Annotated in this window: 20 protein-coding genes; 14 read left to right on the top strand and 6 right to left on the bottom strand. The window is 71.7% G+C overall.

Features of this window, described 5'->3' with window-relative positions; genetic code table 11:
• Positions 1 to 405 precede the first annotated feature (405 nt).
• From AR3_RS24860 to AR3_RS24830, 6 genes are all read left to right on the top strand, one after another.
• Complete coding sequence (locus AR3_RS24860) at positions 406 to 1,728, top strand: ABC transporter substrate-binding protein (protein WP_067917386.1); 1,323 nt, start codon at positions 406 to 408, stop codon at positions 1,726 to 1,728.
• 215 nt (positions 1,729 to 1,943) lie between these two features.
• Positions 1,944 to 2,930 carry a carbohydrate ABC transporter permease gene (locus AR3_RS24855; RefSeq protein ID WP_067917384.1) on the top strand — a complete coding sequence of 329 codons (987 nt, stop codon included), beginning with the start codon at positions 1,944 to 1,946 and terminating at the stop codon, positions 2,928 to 2,930.
• Positions 2,927 to 3,808 carry a carbohydrate ABC transporter permease gene (locus tag AR3_RS24850; protein WP_067917382.1) on the top strand — a complete coding sequence of 294 codons (882 nt, stop codon included), beginning with the start codon at positions 2,927 to 2,929 and terminating at the stop codon, positions 3,806 to 3,808. Before AR3_RS24855 ends, AR3_RS24850 begins: the two co-directional genes overlap by 4 nt.
• Positions 3,805 to 5,235, top strand: a complete 1,431-nt coding sequence (locus tag AR3_RS24845) for a GH1 family beta-glucosidase (RefSeq protein ID WP_067917380.1) — start codon at positions 3,805 to 3,807, stop codon at positions 5,233 to 5,235. Before AR3_RS24850 ends, AR3_RS24845 begins: the two co-directional genes overlap by 4 nt.
• A 171-nt stretch (positions 5,236 to 5,406) precedes the next feature.
• The gene (locus AR3_RS24840) at positions 5,407 to 6,420 is read left to right on the top strand and encodes a LacI family DNA-binding transcriptional regulator (protein WP_067917378.1); all 1,014 of its coding nucleotides are present in this window, start codon (positions 5,407 to 5,409) and stop codon (positions 6,418 to 6,420) included.
• A 411-nt stretch (positions 6,421 to 6,831) separates the two neighbouring features.
• Positions 6,832 to 8,109, top strand: a complete 1,278-nt coding sequence (locus AR3_RS24830) for an ABC transporter ATP-binding protein (protein ID WP_067917373.1) — start codon at positions 6,832 to 6,834, stop codon at positions 8,107 to 8,109.
• Positions 8,110 to 8,250: 141 nt separating this feature from the next.
• Here the strand turns inward: AR3_RS24830 and AR3_RS24825 are convergent, their stop codons facing one another.
• A complete protein-coding gene (locus tag AR3_RS24825; RefSeq protein ID WP_067917389.1) occupies positions 8,251 to 9,636 on the bottom strand; it encodes a glycoside hydrolase family 10 protein in 1,386 nt (461 codons plus the stop codon).
• A 404-nt stretch (positions 9,637 to 10,040) separates the two neighbouring features.
• Here AR3_RS24825 and AR3_RS24820 point away from each other — a divergent pair, with 404 nt between their 5' ends.
• Positions 10,041 to 11,072 carry an aldose epimerase family protein gene (locus AR3_RS24820; protein WP_067917371.1) on the top strand — a complete coding sequence of 344 codons (1,032 nt, stop codon included), beginning with the start codon at positions 10,041 to 10,043 and terminating at the stop codon, positions 11,070 to 11,072.
• Positions 11,073 to 11,188: 116 nt separating this feature from the next.
• On the opposite strand, the gene AR3_RS24815 is transcribed toward AR3_RS24820, so the two are convergent.
• The gene (locus AR3_RS24815; protein ID WP_067917368.1) at positions 11,189 to 12,001 is read right to left on the bottom strand and encodes an SAM-dependent methyltransferase; all 813 of its coding nucleotides are present in this window, start codon (positions 11,999 to 12,001) and stop codon (positions 11,189 to 11,191) included.
• Between the two features lie 257 nt (positions 12,002 to 12,258).
• Between AR3_RS24815 and AR3_RS31845 the strand changes: the two genes are divergently transcribed.
• The 6 genes from AR3_RS31845 (at position 12,259) to AR3_RS24785 (ending at position 17,817) form a co-directional block, all read left to right on the top strand.
• Positions 12,259 to 13,128 carry an RlpA-like double-psi beta-barrel domain-containing protein gene (locus AR3_RS31845; protein WP_217998747.1) on the top strand — a complete coding sequence of 290 codons (870 nt, stop codon included), beginning with the start codon at positions 12,259 to 12,261 and terminating at the stop codon, positions 13,126 to 13,128.
• Positions 13,129 to 13,942: 814 nt separating this feature from the next.
• Entirely contained in the window at positions 13,943 to 14,245 is a 303-nt protein-coding gene (locus AR3_RS24805; protein ID WP_067917366.1) for a hypothetical protein, read from the top strand.
• Between the two features lie 140 nt (positions 14,246 to 14,385).
• Complete coding sequence (locus AR3_RS24800) at positions 14,386 to 15,231, top strand: ABC transporter ATP-binding protein (RefSeq protein WP_067917365.1); 846 nt, start codon at positions 14,386 to 14,388, stop codon at positions 15,229 to 15,231.
• Complete coding sequence (locus AR3_RS24795; protein ID WP_067917362.1) at positions 15,228 to 16,025, top strand: ABC transporter permease; 798 nt, start codon at positions 15,228 to 15,230, stop codon at positions 16,023 to 16,025. Before AR3_RS24800 ends, AR3_RS24795 begins: the two co-directional genes overlap by 4 nt.
• A complete protein-coding gene (locus tag AR3_RS24790) occupies positions 15,983 to 17,188 on the top strand; it encodes a sensor histidine kinase (RefSeq protein ID WP_217998746.1) in 1,206 nt (401 codons plus the stop codon). The genes AR3_RS24795 and AR3_RS24790 overlap by 43 nt, the downstream gene beginning before the upstream one ends.
• Positions 17,185 to 17,817: a response regulator gene (locus AR3_RS24785; RefSeq protein WP_067917358.1), complete on the top strand. Its 633-nt coding sequence runs from the start codon at positions 17,185 to 17,187 to the stop codon at positions 17,815 to 17,817. The genes AR3_RS24790 and AR3_RS24785 overlap by 4 nt, the downstream gene beginning before the upstream one ends.
• Here AR3_RS24785 and AR3_RS24780 read toward each other — a convergent pair.
• Positions 17,814 to 18,137 carry a DUF6234 family protein gene (locus AR3_RS24780; RefSeq protein WP_067917356.1) on the bottom strand — a complete coding sequence of 108 codons (324 nt, stop codon included), beginning with the start codon at positions 18,135 to 18,137 and terminating at the stop codon, positions 17,814 to 17,816. The genes AR3_RS24785 and AR3_RS24780 overlap by 4 nt on opposite strands.
• A 1,187-nt stretch (positions 18,138 to 19,324) precedes the next feature.
• Between AR3_RS24780 and AR3_RS24775 the strand changes: the two genes are divergently transcribed.
• On the top strand, positions 19,325 to 20,014 hold the full coding sequence (locus AR3_RS24775; protein ID WP_083951921.1) for an endo-1,4-beta-xylanase XynA: 690 nt from the start codon (positions 19,325 to 19,327) through the stop codon (positions 20,012 to 20,014).
• A 457-nt stretch (positions 20,015 to 20,471) separates the two neighbouring features.
• Here AR3_RS24775 and AR3_RS24770 read toward each other — a convergent pair whose 3' ends face one another.
• The 3 genes from AR3_RS24770 to AR3_RS30850 form a co-directional block, all read right to left on the bottom strand.
• Complete coding sequence (locus AR3_RS24770) at positions 20,472 to 21,596, bottom strand: methyltransferase domain-containing protein (RefSeq protein ID WP_067917354.1); 1,125 nt, start codon at positions 21,594 to 21,596, stop codon at positions 20,472 to 20,474.
• Positions 21,593 to 21,919 (bottom strand): MvdC/MvdD family ATP grasp protein, encoded by a 327-nt coding sequence (locus tag AR3_RS30855; protein WP_067917352.1) that lies wholly within the window; start codon positions 21,917 to 21,919, stop codon positions 21,593 to 21,595. Before AR3_RS30855 ends, AR3_RS24770 begins: the two co-directional genes overlap by 4 nt.
• Positions 21,920 to 22,040: 121 nt before the next feature.
• The coding region (locus AR3_RS30850; RefSeq protein ID WP_217998745.1) for a hypothetical protein at positions 22,041 to 23,078 on the bottom strand (1,038 nt) is incomplete at its 5' end.

Genomic DNA, 23,078 nt, shown 5'->3' with positions numbered 1-23,078 from the left:
GGCGTCGCGCGCGGGCGGCGCCGCAGCCTGCGCGGGCGCGGCCGCTCCGGCGACCAGCGCGCCCGCGACCAAGGCGCCCGTGATCGTGGTGAGCGCGCCCGCGAACGGGCCGATGCGTGGTGTCATGCGCGTGCTCCTCAAGTCGCTGCTTGGGAGCGCTCCCATGCATGAGGGTCCGCGACGGGAGCCGCGGCTGTCAACACCCGGCGCCGGCGCGCGCGGCCGCGCGCGGCGCCTGCCAGGGACGACTCACCGATCGTGCATGGAGCGCTCCCACACGTCGCGGACCAGCGTTTTCGACGCGAACGTAACGGTTGTGTTGCGAACCATTGACAGTGACGCGGAGCACAGACTTTCCTTCGTGGGAGCGCTCCCACACCCGACACGAACGAGAGGGGTCCCAGGATGAGGGCCACCACGCGCCGCGTACCGGGCGGCAGGGGATTGAGAGCGGGCCTCGCCGCCGTGCTCGCCGGCATCCTCGCCGCCGTGTCCGCCTGCGGAGGCGGGGACGACAACGAGCCGTCCGACGGCACCATCGAGCTGACCGTCGACGTCTTCGGCGAGTTCGGCTACGAGCAGCTGTACAAGCAGTACGAGGCGTCCCACCCCAACATCAAGATCAGGCAGCGCAAGGTCGCCGAGCTCGACCAGTACAAGCCGCGCCTGCAGCAGTGGATGGCCACCGGCAAGGGGGCGGGCGACGTGGTCGCGCTGGAGGAGGGCATCCTGCCCACCTACATGCAGCAGCCCGACCGCTTCGTCAACCTCTTCGACTACGGTGCCGCCTCGCTCGAGCAGAACTTCCTGCCGTGGAAGTGGAAGATGGGCCTCACGCCCGACGGGAAGAAGCTCGTCGGTCTGGGCACCGACATCGCCCCGATGGTCATGTGCTACCGCAAGGACCTGTTCAAGAAGGCCGGCCTGCCGACCGACCGGGACGAGGTCTCCAAGCTGTGGCCGGACTGGAACTCCTTCCTGGAGACGGGCAAGAAGTTCCAGGCGAAGGTGCCGCAGACCAAGTGGCTGGACGGCCCGGCCGCGATCTGGCGCACCCTCGTGTCCCAGGAGGGCGGCAAGACCGTCGGCTACACCTACTTCGACACCAGCAACAACCTGGTGTTCGACAAGAACCCGGCGGTCAAGACCGCGTTCGACACCACGCTGCGGTTCCAGACCGAGGGGCTGACCGCCAACATGCGGATCTTCACGCCCGAATGGCAGACCGCCCTCAAGCGCGACACCTTCGCCACGCTCCCCTGCCCGGCCTGGATGCTCGGCGGCATCGAGGAGTTCTCCGGCAACTACGGCAAGGGCAAGTGGGACCTGGCGGCGCTGCCCGGCGGCGCGGGCGTGTGGGGCGGCTCCTGGCTGGCCGTGCCCAAGCAGTCCAAGCACCCCAAGGAGGCCGCCGAGCTGGCCAAGTTCCTGACCAGCCCGCAGGGCCAGCTGGCCGCGTTCAAGGACAAGAACACCTTCCCGTCCTCGCCGCAGGCCCAGAAGGACCCGGCGGTGACCGGCAAGACCAACCCCTACTTCGGGGACGCGCCGATCGGCAAGATCTTCAGCGAGATGGCGGCCGCGGTGAAGCCGATACACCTGGGTCCGAAGAACGAGGACGTGCGTGAGGACGTCGAGGACGTGCTCCTCGGCGTCGGCCAGGGCCAGATCAAGGCGTCCGACGCCTGGAACCGCGCCGTCGAGGCCGCCGCCAAGGCCGCTCGGTAGCGCCCGCGGCTCCCGGGAGGCGCCGCGCGGTTTGGAACGCCCGGGCCGCGTCCGCCCCCGGGAGCGCGAGGCACGGGGAACCGCGGCGGCGGTGCCTCTCAAGACCGCCCCGGGCGCCGCCGCCGCATCCTGGCCCCAGCGGCCTCCCCCACCGACGCGTCGAAGGCGCGTAGCACCGACCTGACCTCAACCGACGCCCCGAAGGGACTTTTTTCATGAGCGTCGAACTGCGTCCGGCGACCCCCGGACGCAACCGGACGGGCCCGAAGCGGACCGCACCGCGCGGCGCCTCCGGCCGCGGTTGGCGGGTCCGTCTCGCCCGGCTCGACATGCGGGTCTCGCCCTACCTGTTCATCTCGCCGTTCTACGTCATCTTCCTGATCTTCGGGGCGTTCCCGCTGGTCTTCACGATCTGGGTGTCCCTGCACGACTGGGAGCTGGCCTCGGGACTGCGGGACTTCATCGGGCTGGGCAACTACCGCGAGCTGCTCGGGGACGAGGCGTTCTGGCGCTCGGTCGTCAACACCATCGGCATCTTCTTCCTGTCCACGGTGCCGCAGCTGCTGCTGGCGCTGTGGGTGGCCAACCTGCTGAACCGGCGGCTGCGGGCCAGCACGTTCTACCGCATCGGCATCGTCGCCCCGATGGTCACCTCGACCGCGGCGGTGGCGATCGTGTTCGGCCAGCTGTTCGCCCGCGACTACGGCATGGTCAACTGGCTGCTCGGCCAGATCGGCGTCGACCCCATCGACTGGCAGGCGTCCCGCGGCTGGTCCTGGGTGGCGATCTCGGCGATGGTCGACTGGCGGTGGACCGGCTACAACGCGCTGATCTACCTGGCCGCCATGCAGGCCATCCCCAAGGACCTGTACGAGGCGGCGGCCATCGACGGCGCCTCGCGGCTCCGCCAGTTCTGGCAGATCACCGTGCCGATGCTGCGGCCCACGATCATCTTCACCGTCATCATCTCCACGATCGGCGGGCTGCAGCTGTTCACCGAGCCGGTGCTGTTCGGCAGCGGCCGGATGGACGGCGGTCCGGTGCACCAGTACCAGACCGTGACCATGTACATGTTCGACAACGCGTTCCGTAGCGACCACTACGGCTACGGCGCGGCGATCGCCTGGATGCTCTTCCTGATGATCATCGTCTTCTCCCTGCTCAACTTCCTGTTCGTCCGGCGCGCGGGAGGCGGACGATGACCGCCGTCCTGTCGCGCCCCAGCGGCACCCACCGCCGTCCCGGGCGGCTGCGCGGACTGTGGGACGCCAGCCCGCTGACCTACATCACCCTGATCGCGGCGCTGGTGCTGTCGGTCTTCCCGATCTACTGGATGATCATCGTCGCGACGCGCAGCAACGAGGTGGTCGGCAGCGTCCCGCCGCCGATGACCCCGGGCGGCAACCTGGGCGACAACGTGGGCCGGCTGTTCGACAACCCCGACGCCTACTTCGCCAAGGGCCTGGTGAACTCGGCGATCGTGTCGTCGGCGGTCACCGTCTCCACGGTGTTCTTCGCCTCGCTGGCCGGGTTCGCGTTCGCCAAGCTGCGCTTCCGCGGCAAGAACGCGCTGCTGCTGGTGATCATCGCGACCATGATGATCCCGGTGCAGATGGGCATCATCCCGCTGTACATGATCATGGTGCGGCTGGGCTGGCAGAACACGCTCCAGGCGGTGATCGTGCCGTTCCTGGTCACCGGGTTCGGCGTGTTCATGATGCGCCAGTACGCCGACCAGGCCGTCCCCGACGAGCTGATCGAGGCCGCCCGGGTCGACGGCTGCACCACCTTCGGCATCTACTGGCGCGTCGTGCTGCCCGCGCTGCGGCCGGCGGCGGGCGTGCTGGGCCTGTTCACGTTCATGCAGACCTGGAACGAGTTCATGTGGCCGCTGGCGGTGCTCAACCCCGAGAACCCGACCGTCCAGCTGTCCATCAACAACCTGGCGAACGCCTACTTCAAGGACTACACGCTCATGTTCGCCGGGACGACGCTGGCGATCCTGCCGCTGCTCATCGTCTTCATCCTGTTCGGCCGCCAGATCATCGGCGGAATCATGGAAGGTGCGATCAAGGCGTGACCTCCGTACAGCACAGCTCCGAGCCCGCACCCGCCGCCGCCTTCCCCGCGGGGTTCCGCTGGGGCGCCGCGACCGCCGCCTACCAGATCGAGGGGGCCGCCGCCGAGGACGGCCGCGGACCGTCGATCTGGGACACCTTCTGCCGCATCCCCGGCAAGGTGCTGGGCGGCGACACCGGCGACGTGGCCGTGGACCACTACCACCGGTTCCGCGAGGACGTGGCGCTCATGGCCGACCTGGGGCTGAACGCCTACCGGTTCTCCATCGCCTGGCCGCGCGTCCAGCCGTCCGGCGCCGGGGCGGTCAACGAGGCGGGCCTGGACTTCTACAAGCGCCTGGTCGACGCCCTCCTGGAGGCGGGCGTGGAGCCGTGGCCGACCCTCTACCACTGGGACCTGCCGCAGCCGCTGGAGGACGCCGGCGGCTGGCCCGAGCGGGACACCGCGCACCGGTTCGCCGACTTCGCCGACACGGTGCACGCCGCGCTCGGCGACCGGGTGCGCCAGTGGATGACCATCAATGAGCCGTGGTGCGCGGCGTTCCTGGGGTACGCCTCGGGTGAGCATGCGCCCGGTCGAAGGGAGCCGGCCGCCGCGCTGCGCGCCGCGCACCACCTGATGCTGGGGCACGGGCTGGCGGTGGAGGCGATGCGCGCCCGCCGTCCGGACAACCGGTTCGGCGCGGCCGTCAACCTGTACGCCGTCTCCCCCGCCAGCCAGGCCGAGGCCGATCTGGACGCGGCGCGCCGCATCGACGGCATGCAGAACCGCTTCTTCCTCGACCCGCTGCTGCGCGGCTCCTACCCGGCGGACGTGCTGACCGACCTGGAGGGGCTGAAGTTCGAGGAGGCCATCCGGGACGGCGACCTGGCCGTCATCAACCAGCCGATCGACCAGCTCGGCATCAACTACTACTCCCGGTTCACCGTGTCGGGCACGCCCGGCGACGCCGCGCAGGCGGTGTCCTCCCCGTTCTCCAGCCACTCCCCGTGGGTGGGCAGCGAGTTCGTGCGGTTCGTCGACACCGGGCGTCCGGTCACCGGCATGGGCTGGGAGATCTACGAGCGGGGCCTGTACGAGATCCTGGTGCGGCTGCACCGGGAGTACCCGCCGGTCGCGCTCTACATCACCGAGAACGGCGCGGGCTACGACGAGCCGCCCAACGGGGACGCCCCGCTCAACGACGCCGACCGCATCGCGTACCTAGAGGGGCACTTGCGCGCCTGCCACGACGCCATCGCGGAGGGCGTGCCGCTGCGCGGCTATTTCACCTGGTCGCTGCTGGATAATTTCGAATGGGCATGGGGGTACTCCAAGCGCTTCGGGCTGGTGCACGTCGATTACGCCACCCAGCGCAGGATGCCCAAGGAGAGCGCACGCTGGTATTCGGGGGTGATCCGGCAGGGCGGTCTGCCGGAGCGCCGCTGACGGCGTCGCACGCGACGAAGGGGCCGGAGAGACGATGCGGGAGGCGAGGCTGCCCGGACGGGTACCGGACACCGGACCGGTGCGGACGCGCGGACAGGCGCACCGGCGGCCGCTCGAAGAAGCGGCCGGGCGAGCGGGACGCGGGGGATCCGCCGCGGCGACGGGACGCCCATGGCGGTGAGGCGCTCGCGCCGGCCGACGCTGGAGGAGGTCGCGGCGCGGGCCGGCGTGGGCCGCGGCACCGTGTCGCGGGTCATCAACGGCTCGCCGCGGGTGAGCCGCCGGGCCCGCGAGGCGGTGCTGCGCGCCATCGACGAGCTGGGGTACGTGCCGAACCGCGCGGCCCGCACCCTGGTGACGCGGCGGACCGACACGGTGGCGCTGGTGGTGGCCGAGTCCGAGCTGCGGGTGTTCGATGAGCCGTTCTTCGCCGGGATCATCCGCGGCATCAGCTCGGAGCTGAACGCCACCGGGCTGCAGCTGCTGCTGGCGCTGGCGCAGTCGCCCGAGGAGTACGCCCGGCTGGAGCAGTACCTGACCGGGCAGCACGTCGACGGCGTGCTGCTGACCTCGCTGCACGCCGACGACCCGCTGCCGGCCAAGCTGGAGGCCAACGGGGTGCCGACCGTGCTGGGCGGCCGGCCCCCGGGGCTGACCCCGGTCAGCTACGTCGACGTCGACAACCGCAACGGCGCCCGCCAGGCCGTGCAGTACCTGCTGGACCAGGGACGGCGGCGCATCGCCACCGTGGCCGGCCCGCAGGACATGGGCGTGGGCATCGACCGGCTGGCCGGATACCGCGAGGCGCTGGCCGAGGCGGGGCTGCCCGAGCTGGTGGTGTACGGCGACTTCAGCGAGGCCAGCGGCGTCGCCGCCGCCGAGCGGCTGCTGGAGATGGCGCCGGACCTGGACGCGGTGTTCGCCGCGGACGACCCGATGGCGCTGGGCGCCATGCGGGTGCTGAAGAAGCGCGGGCGCCGCATCCCCGACGACGTGGCGGTGGTCGGCTTCGAGGACTCGGCCAGCGCGCCGGTGGCCGATCCGCCGCTGACCACCGTGCACCAGTCCGTGGAGGAGATGGGACGCCGCATGGCGCGGCTGCTGGTCTCGCGCATCCGGGGCGAGCCGGTGCCCGAGCCGGTGGTGATCCTGCAGACCCATCTGGTGCTGCGCGAATCGGCCTGAGACGGCCGCGCAACGGACGGCGAACACATGGAACGGGAGGCCGGCGGGAAGGGCGGGCGGGCTGCCTCACGGGCCCGTGAAGGGGGCCGGGCCCGGGTTCCGCTCGCCCGGTCCGCCGTCCTTCCGGCGGGTCCGCCCGTCCTGCCGCTCGGGCCCGACCGCCCGGGCCGGCTCGACGGCTCGGTCGCCGCGCTCCCCGAGGAGGCCGCGATCGGCCTGCGGGAGCGGGAATACGGGCTGGACAAAGTGGCGTGCGTCACGATGTACTTACGGATGACCTCGGTCCGTGCGGCGGGCGCCGAGTCGCTCGCGCCATGCGACGGCGCCGCCGGTGAGGGGGCACGGCCGGAACCCATCCCACAAGGGGCGCGGTGTGCCGCGTCCGCCCACCCCCGACCCTAGGTGCTAGCGATGGCCGCAGTCTCCCTCGAATCGGTGAGCAAGGTCTATCCGGGCGGGGTGCGCGCGGTCAGCGATCTGCGGCTGCACGTACGCGACGGGGAGCTGATGGTGCTGCTCGGCCCGTCCGGCTGCGGAAAGTCGACCATTCTGCGCATCATCGCCGGTCTCGAGGAGCCCACGAGCGGCGAGCTGTGGCTGGACGGCCAACTGGCCACCGACCTGCCGCCGCGCGAGCGCAACATCGCCATGGTGTTCCAGAGCGGCGCGCTCTACCCGCACCGCAGCATCCAGGGCAACCTGGCGTTCCCGCTGGAGCTGGCGGGCGAGGACCCGGACGAGATCCGCGCCAAGGTGGTCGAGCTGTCGCGCGCGCTGCAGATCGAGCAGACACTGGACCGGCTGCCCGGCAGCCTGTCCGGCGGACAGCGCCAGCGGGTGGCGATGGGCAGGGCCATCATCCGCGAGCCGTCGGTGTTCCTGATGGACGAGCCGCTGTCCAACCTGGACGCGGCGCTGCGCACCGACCTGCGGCTGGAGATCGGCGCGCTGGTGCGCGGGCTGGGCGTCACCACCGTGTACGTCACCCACGACCAGGTGGAGGCGCTGACCCTGGCCGACCGGATCGCGGTGCTGCGGGACGGGCGCCTGGAGGACCTCGGCACGCCCACGCAGGTGTACGAGGACCCGGCCACCGCGTTCACCGCCGCCTTCCTGGGCGCCCCTCAGATCAACCTGCTCGCCGGGACCGTCTACGCGCATCTGGGCGAAGGCAGCGTCACCATCGACCTCGGCGGCCAGGAACTGCGGCTGCCGTGGACCGATCCGCGCGTGGAGCACCTGGCGCACCACCACGGGTTCCCCATCATCGTGGGGGTGCGCGCCGACGCGCTGCACCCGGTGTCCGATCCGGAGGAGGGCGCCGAGCTGACCGGGCGGCTGCGGGCGCTGGAGTACCACGGGCACGAGTGGCTGGCGCACGTGGAGACGGACGTGCCGGTGGTCGACCGCGACGAGCTCGAGGCGGCGCCGCGGGATCAGCGGGAGACGCCGCGCGACGAGTCGGCGTTCCTGGACCGCGTCCGCTCCATGCTGCGGCTGGGGTCCCGCCGCGCCGAGCCCGAGCCGCCGTCCGACCACGTCGGCGCGCACCGCCGCTCGGACCTGGTGGTGCGGCTGCGGTCCGGGCACGGGCAGAAGGTGGGCGCTCCGATGCGGCTGGCGGTGGACGTGTCGCGGGTGCTGTTCTTCGACCGGGAGGGCCGCCGCATCGACCCCGTCCAGCGCTGAGGGCGCGGCGAGGCCGCCGCGCATTGAAGGGCGCCGCGCATTGAAGGGCGCCGCGTATGGAAGGGCGCCGCGGGCCGCTGCGGAGAGGGGTCACCGTTCGCTAACGGGCCGCGGCGCCCGGTCCGGGGCCGCCGGTCGTGGTCAGGCGGCGGTGCAGGAAGTGCCGTTCAGGGTGAACGCGGTGGGCCTGCCGTCCTCACCGGTGTGGGTGCCGTTGAAGCCGATGGAGGTGGACTCGCCGGGGGCGAGCGTGCCGTTCCAGGGGGCGTTCTCGGCGGTGACGGTCGTCCCGGACTGCGACCACTGGGCGCCCCAGCCCTGGCTCACCCGCTGCCCGGCGGGCAGGTCGAAGACGAGGGTCCAGCCGTTGATGGCGCTGTCTCCGGTGTTGGTGATGGTGACGTTCGCGGTGAACCCGGTGTCCCAGCGGGAGCCGACCGAGTAGGCCACCTTGCAGGAGGCCGGGGGCTCCGGCTCGCCGCCGTCGGGGTCGCCGCCCAGGGCGACGCGCAGCGCGTCGTAGGCGGGCTTGGGCCGCAGGTTCTCGTCCCACGGCAGTGCGGCGCCCTCCCCGGGGAAGACGTCCGGGATCCAGGAGTACTTGTCGGTGAAGTCCCAGATGGTGATGCCGACGCAGCGGCTGACGGCCAGGCACGCCTTGGTCACGTCGGAGTACCAGGCGGCCTGGGTGGCGAGCTTGGCGCTGTCGGCGGGCAGCTGCATGCGGATGTCGAGCTCGGTGATGGCCACGTCCAGGCCGAGGTCGGCGAAGCGCTGCAGGTTCTCCTGCATGCGGGACGGGAAGCCGTACTGCAGCGCCAGGTGCCCCTGGAAGCCGACGCCGTCGAGGGGCACGCCCTGCTCCTTGAGCGACTTGACGAGCCGGTACATGCCGTCGCTCTTCGCGCCGATGCCGTCGATGTTGTAGTCGTTGATGTAGAGCTTGGCGTCGGGGTCGGCGGCGCGGGCGGCGCGCAGCGCCTCGGCGATGTAGCTCTCGCCGAGCGTGCGGGAGAAGACGGTGTCGCGCAGCGTGCCGTCCTCGTTCAGCGGCTCGTTCACCACGTCCCAGTGCACCACCTTGCCCTTGTAGTGGGACGCGACCGTGGTGACGTGGTTCCGCAGGATCGAGCGCAGCTCCTCGGCGGAGAAGCCGCCGTCGGACACCCAGCTCGGCAGCTGGCTGTGCCAGACGAGCGTGTGGCCGCGCACCTGCTGCCCGTTGCGCTGGGCCAGCTCGACGATCTCGTCCCCCTTGGCGAAGTCGAACCGCCCCCGTTGCGGCTCGGTGCTCTCCCACTTCATGGCGTTGCCGGGGGTGATGGAGGTGAACTCGCTGCTGAGGATGGACACGTACGGGGCGTCGCTCAGCTCGGGATTGTCGGTGGCCGACCCGAAATAGCGGCCCTTGGCGGCGGCGAGCTCACCGAGGGTCGGCTCGGCGGCGGACGCGGGCGACACGGGCAATGCCGCCGCCGCGGCGGCGAGCAGCCCGGCGGCCACGGCCAGCGCAGGACGGAACCTCATCGACATGACCTTCCTCGGGGCGAACACGGTGTGGACGGGTCCCGGCCCCTGGGAGCGCTCCCACACGGGCCCGACCGTACCTCGCGTCCGCCGCTCTGGGAAGACGCACTTTCACGCCTCTCACGAAATCCCCGGCCGACCGCGGCAACCTTCGCGCCGTCCCCGCCGACTTCGGAGGTGGAACGGCATACCGGGGTCCGCCCAACTCCCCCGGTGTTCCGTCTGCCCGCCCCATCGGCCCCTGGGGCGGGCAGACCCCCGAAGCCAACGCGGCGATTCGGAGCCGCCGGGCAGGAGCCGGGGCCTGCCGCGCTGACGGTCCTGGAGACTACGCTCGTCGTCCGCGAGCCCACCGCGGCGCCGGTCGGCGTCCGGGCCGACCGCCCGCCCTCCCGAAAGGTCACATGAACGAAGAGAGCTTCGGCGCGCTGCCCGACGGCACGCCCGTGCGCCGCTACACGCTGACCGGGTCCGCGATCCGCGTGCGCGTCCTGACGTACGGCTGCGCCGTGCAGACCCTGGAGGTGCCCGACCGCGACGGCGTCTTCGGCAACGTCGTCCTCGGCTGCGCCACGCTCGACGGCTACCTGGCCCGCCGCCGCTTCTTCGGCGCCGTCGTCGGCCGGTACGGCAACCGCATCGCGGGCGGCCGGTTCCGCCTGGACGGCCAGGAGTACCGGCTGCCCCGCAACAACGGTGACAACAGCCTGCACGGCGGCGAAGAGGGGTTCGACAGGCGCGTCTGGGACGTCGCCGAGGCGGACGACCGCTCCCTCACTCTCACCTACGTCAGCCCCGACGGCGAGCAGGGCTACCCGGGGACGCTGCGCGCGACCGTCACCTACACCGTCACCGACGACGCGCTGCGCGTCGACTACCGCGCCACCACAGACCGTCCGACGGTGGTGAACCTGACCAACCACTCGTACTTCAACCTCGGCGGCGAGGGCTCCGGCACGGTGTACGGCCACCGGCTCACCATCGACGCCGACCGCTACCTGCCGGTGGACGACCGGCAGATCCCGCTGGGCGAGCAGGCGCCCGTCGCGGGCACGCCGTTCGACTTCACCGAGCCGCGGCCGATCGGCGCCCGCATCCGCGATCCGCACCCCCAGCTGCTGGTCGGCCGCGGCTACGACCACACGTTCGTGCTGAACGGCGCCGAGGTCGCCGCCCGCGCCGAGGACCCGCGCTCCGGCCGCGTGCTGGAGGTGCTGACCAGCGAGCCGGGCGTGCAGTTCTACTCGGGCAACTTCCTCGACGGCTCGGACGTCGGGACCGGCGGCCTGGCCTACCGCCAGGGCGACGCGTTCTGCCTGGAGACGCAGCACTTCCCCGACTCCCCCAACCAGCCGGACTTCCCGTCCACCGTGCTGCGTCCGGGCGAGGAGTACCGGTCGACCACCACGTACCGCTTCTCCACGCTGCCGGACTGACCAAGGGTTGCGGGGGCCGTGTCGTGCGCGGGCGCCCCACCGCCGACCGCGCGGCGGGCGTCCGACGCCCGCGGCGGCGCCCGGACGTCCCGTCGGCCGCCGCGCGGGCCGGCGGGTCAGGGCTTGCGGGCGATGCCCGCCATGCCCAGCTGCTCGCCGGGCGACAGGTTGTCGGGGTCGACCGGGTCGTCGGGGCGCCACAGGGCCGTGAAGACGACGCCGGGGTCGACGAGTTCGAAGTCCCCGAAGTGGCGTTCGATCTCCTCGGGGGTGCGGGCCCAGCCCTCCTCCAGGTTCTCGCGGGTGATGCGGGCCAGGTCCTGCTGCGCGGGCAGACCGGTGTCGACGAGCGAGGTCATGAACAGGTAGCTGCCCGGGCAGAGCGCGTCGCGGTAGGCGCCGACGACCTCGTCGGAGATGTCGGGCGCCAGGTAGTGCAGCATGCCGACGAGCATCAGCGCGACCGGCCTGTCGAAGTCGATGAACCCGGCGATGTCGGGGTGCCCCAGGATCGCCTCGGGGTCGCGGACGTCGCCGGTGACGACCCGGGTGTACTGGTTGTTGGCCAGCAGGGCGCGGCCGTGCACGAGCACCAGCGGGTCGATGTCGACGTACACGACGCGGGCCTCGGGGTTCTCGGCCTGCGCCACCTCGTGGGTGTTCTGCACGGTGGGCAGGCCGCTGCCCAGGTCGAGGAACTGGTCGACGCCGGCCTCGCGCGCCAGGTACCGCACGCCCCGCACCAGCACCTTCCGGTTCTCCACCGCGGATTCGCGCAGGCCCGGGACGTGCTCGATGGCGTACTGGGCGAGAGCACGGTCGGCGGCGAAGTTGTCCTTGCCGCCGAGCAGCGCGTCGTAGGCGCGGGCGATCGTCGGCTTGTTGAAGTCCAGATCCGGGGGCGGCCACTCGGCCTGCTTCTCGCTCATCAACAGATGATCGTAGTTCTCTCGCGTCCGAAAATCCTCACCCTTCACCGGATCGACCGGATCGGCTCCGATTCGTGACGGCGGGCCGCCCGCCCGCCGTCGGAACGCCTGGACCGGATGCGGCAGCGCCCTTCGCCGTCCTATCTGCGGTTTTGCCGCTTAAGGGTTCTATCGACCGCGCTTAAGGATCTCCTATGAGCCGGGTGGCGAGGACTCGCCGTATAGCGGGCCGAGTTCCCGTACGAAAGGAGAGGTTCGTGAGCCACACGACGCTCGCACGGCGGTTGTCCTTCGCTGTCGGCGCCATGGCGCTCATCGGCGTCACCGCCGCGTGTTCGGGGGGAGGCGAGCGGGTCGCCGGGACGGTGGCCGGCGAGTCGTCCGGGTGCGCCGCCGTCCAGCAGCAGATCGCCGCCGGGCAGTCGGTGGACGTGGCGGCCGCCAAGCACTGCGACCAGCAGGAGTTCGCCGAGCTGGAGAACGCCCGCCAGGCGGCGCGGGCCCAGGGCCAGAAGCCCGCGATGCAGATCAGCAGGACGTGCCGGCTCGTCAACGAGCGGGCCGCGCGGGGCGACGCCACCCTCGACTTCGACCTGGCGTTCCACTGCCGCCAGCGGGAGCGGTTCGCCAACACGACCAACGCGGTGTCCGGCCTCGGGGAGGGCGGCCAGCTGAGCTCCCTGTGCCGGGGCGCGCAGGTCCGCAAGGCCCGCGGGGAGTCCGTGGACGCCTTCACCGAGGCGTTCTGCGCGCAGGAGCAGGCGAAGGCCGGCGGGGCGTCGGGTCAGGGCCAGCGGCAGGCGTCGACCGGCGGCGCGTCCTCGGCGCCCAAGGCCTCGGCGCCCAGGGCCTCGGCACAGCCTCAGCAGAACGCCTCGGGCGAGGTGGTGTGCCAGGGCTCCACGGTGACGCTCTCGGGCGAGAACGGCGCTCCGGCCGCCTCCAGCGGACAGCTCCCCATCGGTACGCGGGTCAAGGTGACCAACCTCGACAACGGCAAGTCCGTGACGGTCGAGGTGACTTCCCGGTCGGGCAGCTGCATCCTGCTGAACAACGCGGCGTTCGAGCAGGTGCGTGAGCCCGGCAAGTTCCTGATCCGCCGCGCCCGCATCGAGCGCGTGGGCTGAGCCGGCCGCGAATCACCCGAGCCAGGAACGGACGCGCGATTCCGGCACGCGGCGCGGCCTCACAGCATGCCGGGGGCGACGACCTGCGTAGTGGAGCGGCGCAGGTCGTCCACGGGGAACGTCGACCGAGCCCCTCACCCCCCGTGGGACTCGGGACGATGTGTGCGGCGGGCCGGCGCCACCACGGCCCGCCGCACGCGCCGAGCCGCGCGGGATTCCTCGCCGCCCGGCAGCCGTGGACGTCGGCGAGCCGCCCGCCCGCGATCAGAAGGACATCGACGTTGGCAGGGAGGGCGCCATCGTCACCCGCGCGGCGCCTCGGGGGCGCGCCGCGCGGGGTCGGCACTGCCGTGCGCCCGCAGCCACGAACCGTAAGGCACCGGCCTGCGCCACCGCCGCGCCGGCAGGCAGGCCGCCGCCCGCACGTCACTCAAACCCGAACCCGCGCCTCACACCGCCCCGCTCACCCTCCGGAAGCAGCAGGCAACCACGGCCCCCTGGGAGGAGGCGCCATGACCACTAGCACGGCCACCGCCGGCATGGACCAGGCAGCGCCGGACAGGCCCGATCCGGCCGCCGCCGCCCGGCCCCGACGACCTCATCTGAGACCACCTCGCCGCTGCCCATGGGTGCGACTGCACGCCGCGTCTGCCATAGGCATCGTCGAACCGCGTCCAATGCCGTCCCCGATGAGTGACGAAGAGACCCACGCCGGAACGGCCACCGACGGCCCCTGCTCGAAGACCGGAACTGTGCCTGCCCGGCCGGGCGCGGCCGGTGTGCAACCCGCTTTCGATCTGCCGGGGGTGCTCCGTTGACGACCAACCGCACACCGTCCCTGGTCGGGACCGTCGACGTCGACCAGGCCGCCGCGAACCTGAAGGCCGCCCAACAGGCCCTCTTGCGGGCCCGGGACGAGGCGCACGCAGCCAGAGCCGCCTACGACCGGGCCCGCGCCATCGACCCCGGCAGTCCCGACACTCTGCACGCCCTCACCGTCTGGAGGGAGGCGGAGCTGCGGCAGGTGGACGCCCTCGCCCAGCTCGAACACGCGCGGGACACGCTCCGCGCCGCGCGCCGTGGCACCGGATCCTCGCCGGTCCCGGAAGCGGCATGACCTCCTTCCTTTACAACGTAGATCACAACGTTCGACGCCGTGACCGTCTGGGGCGGCGGGGGCGTGTCCACCGATCGGTGGACACGGGGATGACCGGAGCGTCGATGGCCCGGAGGCCGCGGCGGCGCGACGCTGGCGGCATGGCTGAGACAGCGGTTCGGGTGCGCGGACTGCGCAAGCGGTACGGGGACGTCGACGCGGTGAACGGCGTCGACCTGGACGTCCGGCAGGGCGAGGTGTTCGCCCTGCTCGGGCCGAACGGGGCGGGCAAGAGCACCGCCGTCGAGATCCTGGAGGGGCACCGCCGGCGGACGGCGGGCGAGGTGTCGGTGCTCGGCGCCGACCCCGCGCGGGCGGGCCGGGACTGGCGGGCGCGCATCGGGATCGTGCCGCAGACGTCGGCCGAGAATCCGCAGTTGACCGTGCGGGAGATGGTGCGGCACTTCGCGTCCTACTATCCGCGGCCCCGGGACCCGGACGAGGTGATCGAGGCGGTGGGGCTGGCCGAGCAGGCGGGACGCCGGGTCGGGCGGCTGTCGGGAGGCCAGCGCCGGCGGGTGGACGTGGCGCTCGGCATCATCGGCGACCCCGAGCTGCTGTTCCTGGACGAGCCGACCACCGGGTTCGACCCCGACGCGCGCCGCCGGTTCTGGGAGCTGATCCAGGGGTTGGCGCACGACGGCACAACGATCCTGCTGACCACGCACTACCTGGACGAGGCCGAGGCGCTGGCCGACCGGGTCGGCGTGATCGCCGCCGGGCGGATGCTCGCCGTCGACACGCCGGCGCGGCTCGGCGGGCGCGCCACCGCGACCGCGCGGGTGAGCTGGCGCGACCCGGACGGCCCTCGGCACATCGACACCGCCTCCCCCACGCAGGTCGTGGCGGAGCTGAGCGCGAAGTTCGGCGGCGAGGTCCCCGAGCTGGCCGTCACCCGGCCGTCCCTGGAAGACGTCTACCTGGAAATGATCGGAGCGGTGCGATGACCCTGGCGTTGCGGCTCGGGCTGGCGCGCGGCGCGCTGGAGCTGAAGATGTTCGTCCGCGAGCGCGCCGCCGTGGCGTTCTCCTTCGGCCTGCCGATCGTCCTGCTGCTCATCTTCGGGACGGTCTTCAAGGGCGAGGTCGGCGACACCGGCGTGGACTTCCGGCAGTACTTCGCCGCCGGGATCATCGCCAGCGGCATCATGTCGACGACGTTCACCAGCCTCGGCATCGCCATCGCCTCCGAACGCGACGACGGCACCCTCAAGCGCCTGTACGGGACGCCGATGCCGCGGGCGTCGTACTTCATCGGCAAGACGGTCTCGGCGCTGACGCTGTCGGTGGCCGAGACGGCGGTCCTGTTCGCGGTGGGCGGCGCGCTGTTCGGTCTGCGTCCGCCCGCGACGCCGGAGCGGTGGCTGACGTTCGCGTGGGTGTTCGTGCTCGGGGTGACGGCCTGCACGCTGCTGGGCGTGGCGGTGAGCGGTGTCCCCGCGTCGGGCCGCAGCGCCGCCGCGGTGTTCAACCTGCCGTATCTGGTGCTGCAGTTCATCTCCGGAGTGTTCTTCGTGTTCGGAGACCTACCCTCGGGGGTGCAGCAGGTCGGCGCGTTGTTCCCGCTGAAGTGGATGTGCCAGGGTCTGCGTTCCGCGCTGCTGCCCGACGCCCTGCTGGCCGCCGAGCCCGCGCGCTCGTGGGAGCACGGCAGGGTCGCGCTGGTGCTGGCGGCCTGGTGCATGGGAGGGCTGGTGCTGTGCCTGACGACGTTCAGGTGGAAGCGGCGTCACGAGCGGTGACCGCCGACGCGGACGCGTGGCGGTGGGGCGGGCGCCGCTGGGAGGCGTACTTCGCCCTCGTGCTCGCCTCGACGATCATCTACGTGCTGGCCGAGGGCGAGTCGTGGCGGGCGGATACGGTCGCGGCGGTGCTGCTCGCCGCGCTGGTGCCGTGGTACCTGCTGCTGGGGCGGCGCGTCGTCGAGCGCACCGCCCCGCGCCCGGCCGCACTGGCGTACCTGGCCGGAACGGTGGTGCTGTCGGGCGCCGCGTCGGTCGCGTCGCCGGAGAGCTCGCTGGTGCTGTTCGCGCTGTGCCCGCAGGCGTTCCTGGCGCTGCGCTGGCGCGGGGCGATGCTGACGGTGCTCGCGCTCAACGCCGCGCCCGCGCTGCGGTTCCTGCTGGAGGCCGGCGACGCCGAGGGGGTCGTCTCGTTCGCGCTGTGGGCCGCGGTGGTCGTCGGCTTCTCGGCGATCTTCGGGTTCTGGGTGGACCGGATCATCCGGCAGAGCACCGAGCGCAGGGAGCTGATCGCCGAGCTGCGCGCGACGCGGGCGGAGCTGGCCGAGGCGAACCGGCGGGCCGGGGCGATGGCCGAGCGGGAGCGGCTGGCGGCCGAGATCCACGACACCCTCGCCCAGGGGTTCACCAGCATCCTGATGCTGCTGCAGGCCGCCGACTCGCACCTGGAACACGACCCGGCCCAGGCGCGGCGCCACCTGGACCTGGCCGCCGCCACCGCCCGGGAGAACCTGGCCGAGGCGCGGGCGCTGGTCGACGCGCTGCCGCCGGCCGGACTGGAGTCCTCGTCCCTCGAGCAGGCCCTGGACCGGCTGGTGCGGCGGCTCGGCGAGGAGCTCGGCGTTCCGGCCGAGTTCACCGCGTCCGGGCGGGCCCGGCCGCTGGCCGCCGGGGCGGAGGTGGTGCTGCTGCGGGCGGCGCAGGAGGCCACGGCCAACATCCGCAAGCACGCCGGGGCCGCGCACGTGTCCGTACGGCTGACCTATGGATCCGGCGCGGCGGTGCTCCAGGTGCGCGACGACGGCGAAGGGTTCGATCCGGATGCGGCGCGCGGGTTCGGCCTGCGCGGCATGCGGGAGCGGGTGGCGCAGGCCGGGGGACGCCTGGAGGTCGACAGCGCGCCCGGGGCCGGTACGGTCCTGACCGTGGAGGTGCCGGCATGAGCGCGATCACCGTGCTGCTCGTCGACGACCACCCCGTCGTGCGGGAGGGGCTGCGCGGCATGCTCGCCGCCGAGGACGGCATCGAGGTCGTGGCGGAGGCGGGCGACGCGGCCGAGGCGGTGGCGGCGGTCCGCAGGCACGCGCCCGACGTCGTGCTGATGGACCTGCGGCTGCCCGGCGCGGACGGGGTCGAGGCCACGGCGCGCGTGCTGGCCCAGCGTCCGCAGACCCGGGTCGTGGTGCTGACCACGTACGAGACCGACCGCGACATCCTGCGCGCGGTGGAGGCGGGCGCCACCGGCTACCTGCTGAAGGACGCGTCCCGGCAGGACCTGGCGCAGGCGGTGCGCGCGGCCGCGCGCGGCGAGACCGTGCTCGCCCCGTCGGTGGCGGCCAAGCTGGTGTCGCGGATGCGCTCCCCGGTCGAGCTGTCGCCGCGCGAGATCGAGGTGCTGCGCCTGGTCGCCCGCGGCCGGACGAACGCGGAGATCGGCCGTGAGCTGTTCATCAGCGAGGCCACGGTGAAGACGCACCTGCTGCGCGCGTACGGCAAGCTCGGCGTCTCCGACCGCACGTCCGCCGTCACGACCGCCATGGAGCGCGGCATCCTCCGGCCCGGGGACGCCTAACCGCCTTCGAAGGCGAGGACGCCCGCCATCAGCAGCGCGACGACGGCCGCGGCGAGGCCCTGCGTGACGGCGGCCACCGGCCACCTCCTGCGCCACAGGACGACGGCGAGGAGCACGGCGCACGCCGCGACGACTCCGAGGGCGACGAGCGTGCCGTCCCAGTCCTGCTCGACGACGCCGTTGTAGGACGCGGCCCAGGCGACCATGGCGGCGCGCAGCCAGAGGACGAACAGGACGGCCGCCTCGCAGGCGAGGAACGTCACCGCGAAGAGGACGTCCGTGAGCCAGGTGAGCGCCGTGCGGCGTGAACCGGTGGTCATGGCGCTCAGTGTCACGGGGCTGCCCCGCCACCGCCTGAGTACGGATACTCAATTCGACGTGGTGGTTTGCCCTAGTGGCCTGTCGCGACAGCTTGCTCGCGCGCCGTCGGCGGCTCGCTTGTCTGCGCGGCTCTTGGAGCCGCCTCTGAAGGGCCGCTCGGTCGCACGTCCTCAACGCCGCCACGAGACGGACGGGTCGATGCGCGTGGCGGACGGCGCCCCGCCGCTCAAGGCTTGCAGAAGGACGGGCCCGCTCCCGGTCGGCGCCGAGGACTCGAGCGCCCACCCCTCGGACTCCACGCGCAGCCGCGCGTTGACCCGCCGAGCGATGCGACGGGGGCCGGCAGGACCAAAGGCATGGTGGTGAGAGGAGGCCGCGCGGCCGCGTCGGCCGCACCCCCGCCCCCGACCAGCGCCGAGTGAATCCCCGCACACGGCGACCATCTCGATGCCGCTCGCGATCTCACGGGCAAGAGCGCGTGTCGACAAGGCCCGGCCGAAGGGCCCGTCCGTCGCGACTACGGCGATCGACGCCCTCCTCCCCTGACCCGCGCACTTGATCGAGCCGGGCGCGAGCGCGTTCGGGCTCGGCGCTGCACGTGCCGCCGCCCCGGCGCGGGTGCTGGTGGTCGGTGACGGCCCGGTGAACGTCGAACGGGGACGTGGCGGCGCGCCGCCGGATCTGTCATCGCGCGGTCGAAGGAGCCCGCGCTCCCCAGGCGCCCTGTCCGACGACCGGGCGCGTGACTTCGCATTCGCCGCCGCGAGCGGACCGCGATCGCGCACCTGCCGCGGCCATGTTTCGATGAATTTCCGAAATCCTCGAAATTCTGAAAGTTGCATCGGCGACTTCGAAGTCGGCCGCCCGGACGGGAACCGGCGACCAGGCGAAATGCATTCCTCTCGAGAATCCCCGGCCGCCGAATGCCCATGATCTCACGCGGATCGTTGACAATTCTCGAGAACCGGGCGAACAATGACGCCATCGACAGATCTGCGCACTGTCGATCCGGGGCGCTCATTGCGACCCGGTCCTCCGGTCGTCTTCGCGCGACAAACCGACCCACCCCGCCGCGTGGCGCGACACCGGCACACGGCGGCCGCTCCCCTTCCGGCCGCCGTCGGCTTCGCCGGGTCGCCCCACGCCGCCTGGCGAAACGCCAGTGTCCTGGAGGAGGAAGCACCACATGATCGACGCCCCCCGCCGTCCGAAGAGCCGCCGCGGACGCCGCCGCGGCAGACTGCTCGCCAAGGGCGCCTGCGCCGCGGCGCTGACCACGGCCGTCGCGCTCGTGCCCGGCACCGCCCAGGCCGCCATCACCACCAATCAGACCGGCTGGCACAACGGCTACTTCTATTCCTTCTGGACCGACGCCCAGGGAACGGTCTCCATGGAGCTGGGCTCCGGCGGCAACTACAGCACCCAGTGGTACAACACCGGGAACTTCGTCGCCGGCAAAGGCTGGAACCCGGGCGGACGCCGGACCGTGAACTACTCCGCCAGCTTCTATCCGTCCGGCAATGCGTACCTGGCGCTCTACGGCTGGACGAGAAACCCGCTCGTGGAGTACTACGTCATCGAGAACTGGGGCACTTACCGGCCCACGGGTCAGTACATGGGCACGGTCACCACCGACGGCGGCACGTACGACATCTACCGCACGATGCGGTACAACGCGCCCTCGATCGAGGGCATCCGAACGTTCCCGCAGTACTGGAGCGTCCGCCAGTCGAAGCGGTCGAGCGGCACGATCACCGTCGGCAACCACTTCGACGCGTGGGCGCGCGTCGGCATGAACCTGGGCAGCCACGACTACCAGATCATGGCGACCGAGGGGTACCAGAGCAGCGGGAACTCCAACGTCACGGTGTGGTGACAGCCGCTTCCTCGGGCGGCGGTGACCGCGACGGTGACCGCACTCCGCTGTCCGCGTCGGCAGTGAAGTGACCGGTACGGCGTCACGTCGTCGTCATCGCCGGAGCGGCTTCGAACCCTCGGACGACCGTGTGTGGCGCGGCGGCCTCGGCCGTCGCGCCACACACGTGTTCGCGAGGGCCGTGGTGCGAGTCGTGCGGCGCCATGCGCACGACGGTGCACTTGGCTCCGGGCGCGCGGTGGTGGTGTTCGTGTGCGGTTACAGGTCGGGGCGCGGGCGGCCACCAACCAGTGACCTACGGGATGCCCCCGATCACAGTGAGCCCCCGGCTCAAGATGAGCCCATTGGCGACTCACTGCGAGCCCCTCCCAGGCTCAGCTGACCTGCTGTCGAATCGACGCAGCCGCTGCAAGGTCCGTCCCTACTTGTGGCGCGCAGACCATGTCGAGCGGGGATGTCAGCGGTTCCGGTCGTCCCCGTCCGGCGTCCGGTAATGGATTCGCTGCTCATCGGGGGTCACGGTGAGGTCGAAGGCGTCCACGTCCGGGCGGCCGTGTGCGGTCCACCATGCGTGCGCTTCCTCGACCTGCTGCCAGAGGTCGGTCGGGCCGCCGTACTCGACCGTGGCGGGGGCGGTCGTGGTGACCGTGGCCCAGGAGGCGTCCGGGGTGACGATCTGGGCGCCGTCCGGGCGGGGGAACACGGTGACGCCGGGCAGGCGCTGCCAGATCAGCAGGGACAGGCCGGGGGTGCGCAGGGCGGCGCCGCCGACCGGGCTGGTGCGGGTGCGCACGACCGACGTGTCGATGGGCGCGGTTTCGGGGATGCCGGGCCGGTCCACCTCCCGGCGCGTCGACATGAACCCCCACGTCGCCGGGATCAGCGGCCCGCCGGCGGTCCCTTGCTCGGTGACGGTGAGGCGGGCGAGCGCCCCGGCCCGGGTCATGCCGCGCGGGCGGACGTCGGCCAGGATCACCCCGCCCGCACGGGTCTGCTCCACCCACGCATACGGCACGCTTTCAGTCGCCACGGTCGCAAGAACCCTGTCGAACGGGGCGTGGACGGGGTCTCCGAGCAGCCCGTCGCCGGTGATGACGGCGGGCCGGTAGCCGGCGTCGGCGAGGCGGCGCCGGGCGGCCTCGGTCAGCTCCGGGTCGATGTCCACGGTGCTGACGTGCTGCGAGCCGAGCCGTTCGCACAGCAGCCCGGCGGTGTACCCGGTGCCGGTGCCGATCTCCAGCACGTCCATGCCGTCGCCGACGTCCAGCAGGTGCAGCAGCCGCAGCATGAAGCCGGGGCGGGTGCTGGAGCTGGTGGACCAGGAGAAACCGGGCTGGTCGGGGTGCTCTTTGCGCTGGGTGACGAGGGTGTCGTCGGAGTAGGCCAGCTCCAGCCAGCGCGCGTCGCGGGCGGTGATGAGTTCGGGCGGGTCGCCGTCGCTGTAGAACTCGGGCACGAACACGTGCCGGGGGACGGTCTCGACCACCCGCCGCCACGCCGGGTCGGTGATGGCGCCCTGCTCGGTGAGCCGGTCGGCCAACGCCACCGCGCGCGCCTTCCAGTCGACGGGGGTGCCGGTCATGCGGTCTCTCCTGTGAGCGTGTCGGCCACGGCGTCGGCGATGGGCGCCCCGGTCTCCTCCTGCAGCCAGGCCCATTGCGCGCCGGGGCCGCATTCCAGGAACCACCATGTTCCGTCGTCGGTCACCGCGAAGTCGAACACGCCCATCTCCAAGCCGAGCGTTCGCAGGTAGGTACGGCAGGAGGAGGCCACGCGGTCGGGGACGGCGGTGATTTCGTACGTCAAAGCGTCGTAGGCGGTCCGAAAATCCTGGCGGACCCGCGGGTCCTGAGTGCGGATCGCGACGGCGTGGATCCGTCCGCCTTTGGTGGCGACGACGCGCACGTCGTGGTCTTGGGCACGTCGGCCTGGAACAGATGCAGCGTCGTGCGACCCGATGCCTCACATCGTTCTCCCCGTAGTCGCGAGCGGACAGTGAACGCGATCAATGACCGCGCCCGTGCCCTCAGGCACTGGACAGTGGCGGGCAAGAAGGGGCGGTCTTGATCAGAACGTCGTGGAGCTCACGGACGGCCGGGCGCTCCCGCTGATCCAGCGGTACGGCTCGGAGCACCTGGCTGCCAACCGCAGTGATCATGTTTGTCCGAGAAGTGACCGGAACGGCATCGAGGACAGCGATGGCTTCCTTCGCTCCCCTGTCAATTCCACCGTTAACGATCGTGCACAGCGCTCTTTGGAGATGAGCCTGAGGCCCAAACTGGTGATCCGATATACGGCTCAAGACCCGCGTCATGTACTGATCGATGGCCGCGTCGACTTCTGGCTCGTTCCCGGCACCCGCGTGGACGAGGAGCCTTGTGTACTCGAGTTGCCCACCGGTCCAGTAGCCCGGCATGACGTCGGGCGGACTTCCCGCTGCCGCAAAGAGGTCTTCGCACATCGCCAACGTCCGCTGAGCGTCAGAGTGTCGTCCCACGAGCCCGAGCGCCTTCGCGTGGCTACAGGTCACCAGCGCCTTTCCCAAGGTCGGTTGCTGACCTGCGAGACGCATGGCATCTCGAGTCAACCCCAATGCCGCTTCAGGAGAACGCTGGCCATACCGGCCGTTCCCTGCCTCGGTGGATCGAATGGCGAGCTGCAACTCCAGATCCCCGGTGGCGGCGGCGCTCTCCTTCGCCGTACGCCACCAGCGGATAGCGGCCCCGTGATCGCCAAGACGCGTCAGCACATTGGCGTGGAGTGTCGCGAGCGCCGCTTCGACTCGTTTCAGCTCGGTCAGTTCCTTGGCACCGGCGACCTGGAGTTGGCGTTTGAGGGCCACCAAGTCGATCAGCAGGTCCTCGCGGACCTGGAGGGGCGGCCGGGTGCGAAGCGCATAAAGATGATCGTTGCAGGCGAGATGCCAGTCGTTGAGATCGCGGGGTTCGGTCGTCAGGAAAAGATCGACCAGGCGGCGCATCGACTCGGCGCCCAGGGCGCCCGCTCCTAGGCCCAGATAGGTGAACAGTTGGAGTGCGACGCGGCGTCTCACATCGTTCTCCCC

This window comes from Actinomadura rubrobrunea NBRC 15275 (genome assembly GCF_001552235.1).
Classification (GTDB): Bacteria; Actinomycetota; Actinomycetes; order Streptosporangiales; family Streptosporangiaceae; genus Spirillospora; species Spirillospora viridilutea.
The sequence above is the reverse complement of the archived record's forward strand: the minus strand, read 5'-3'. Positions and strand labels throughout refer to the sequence as shown.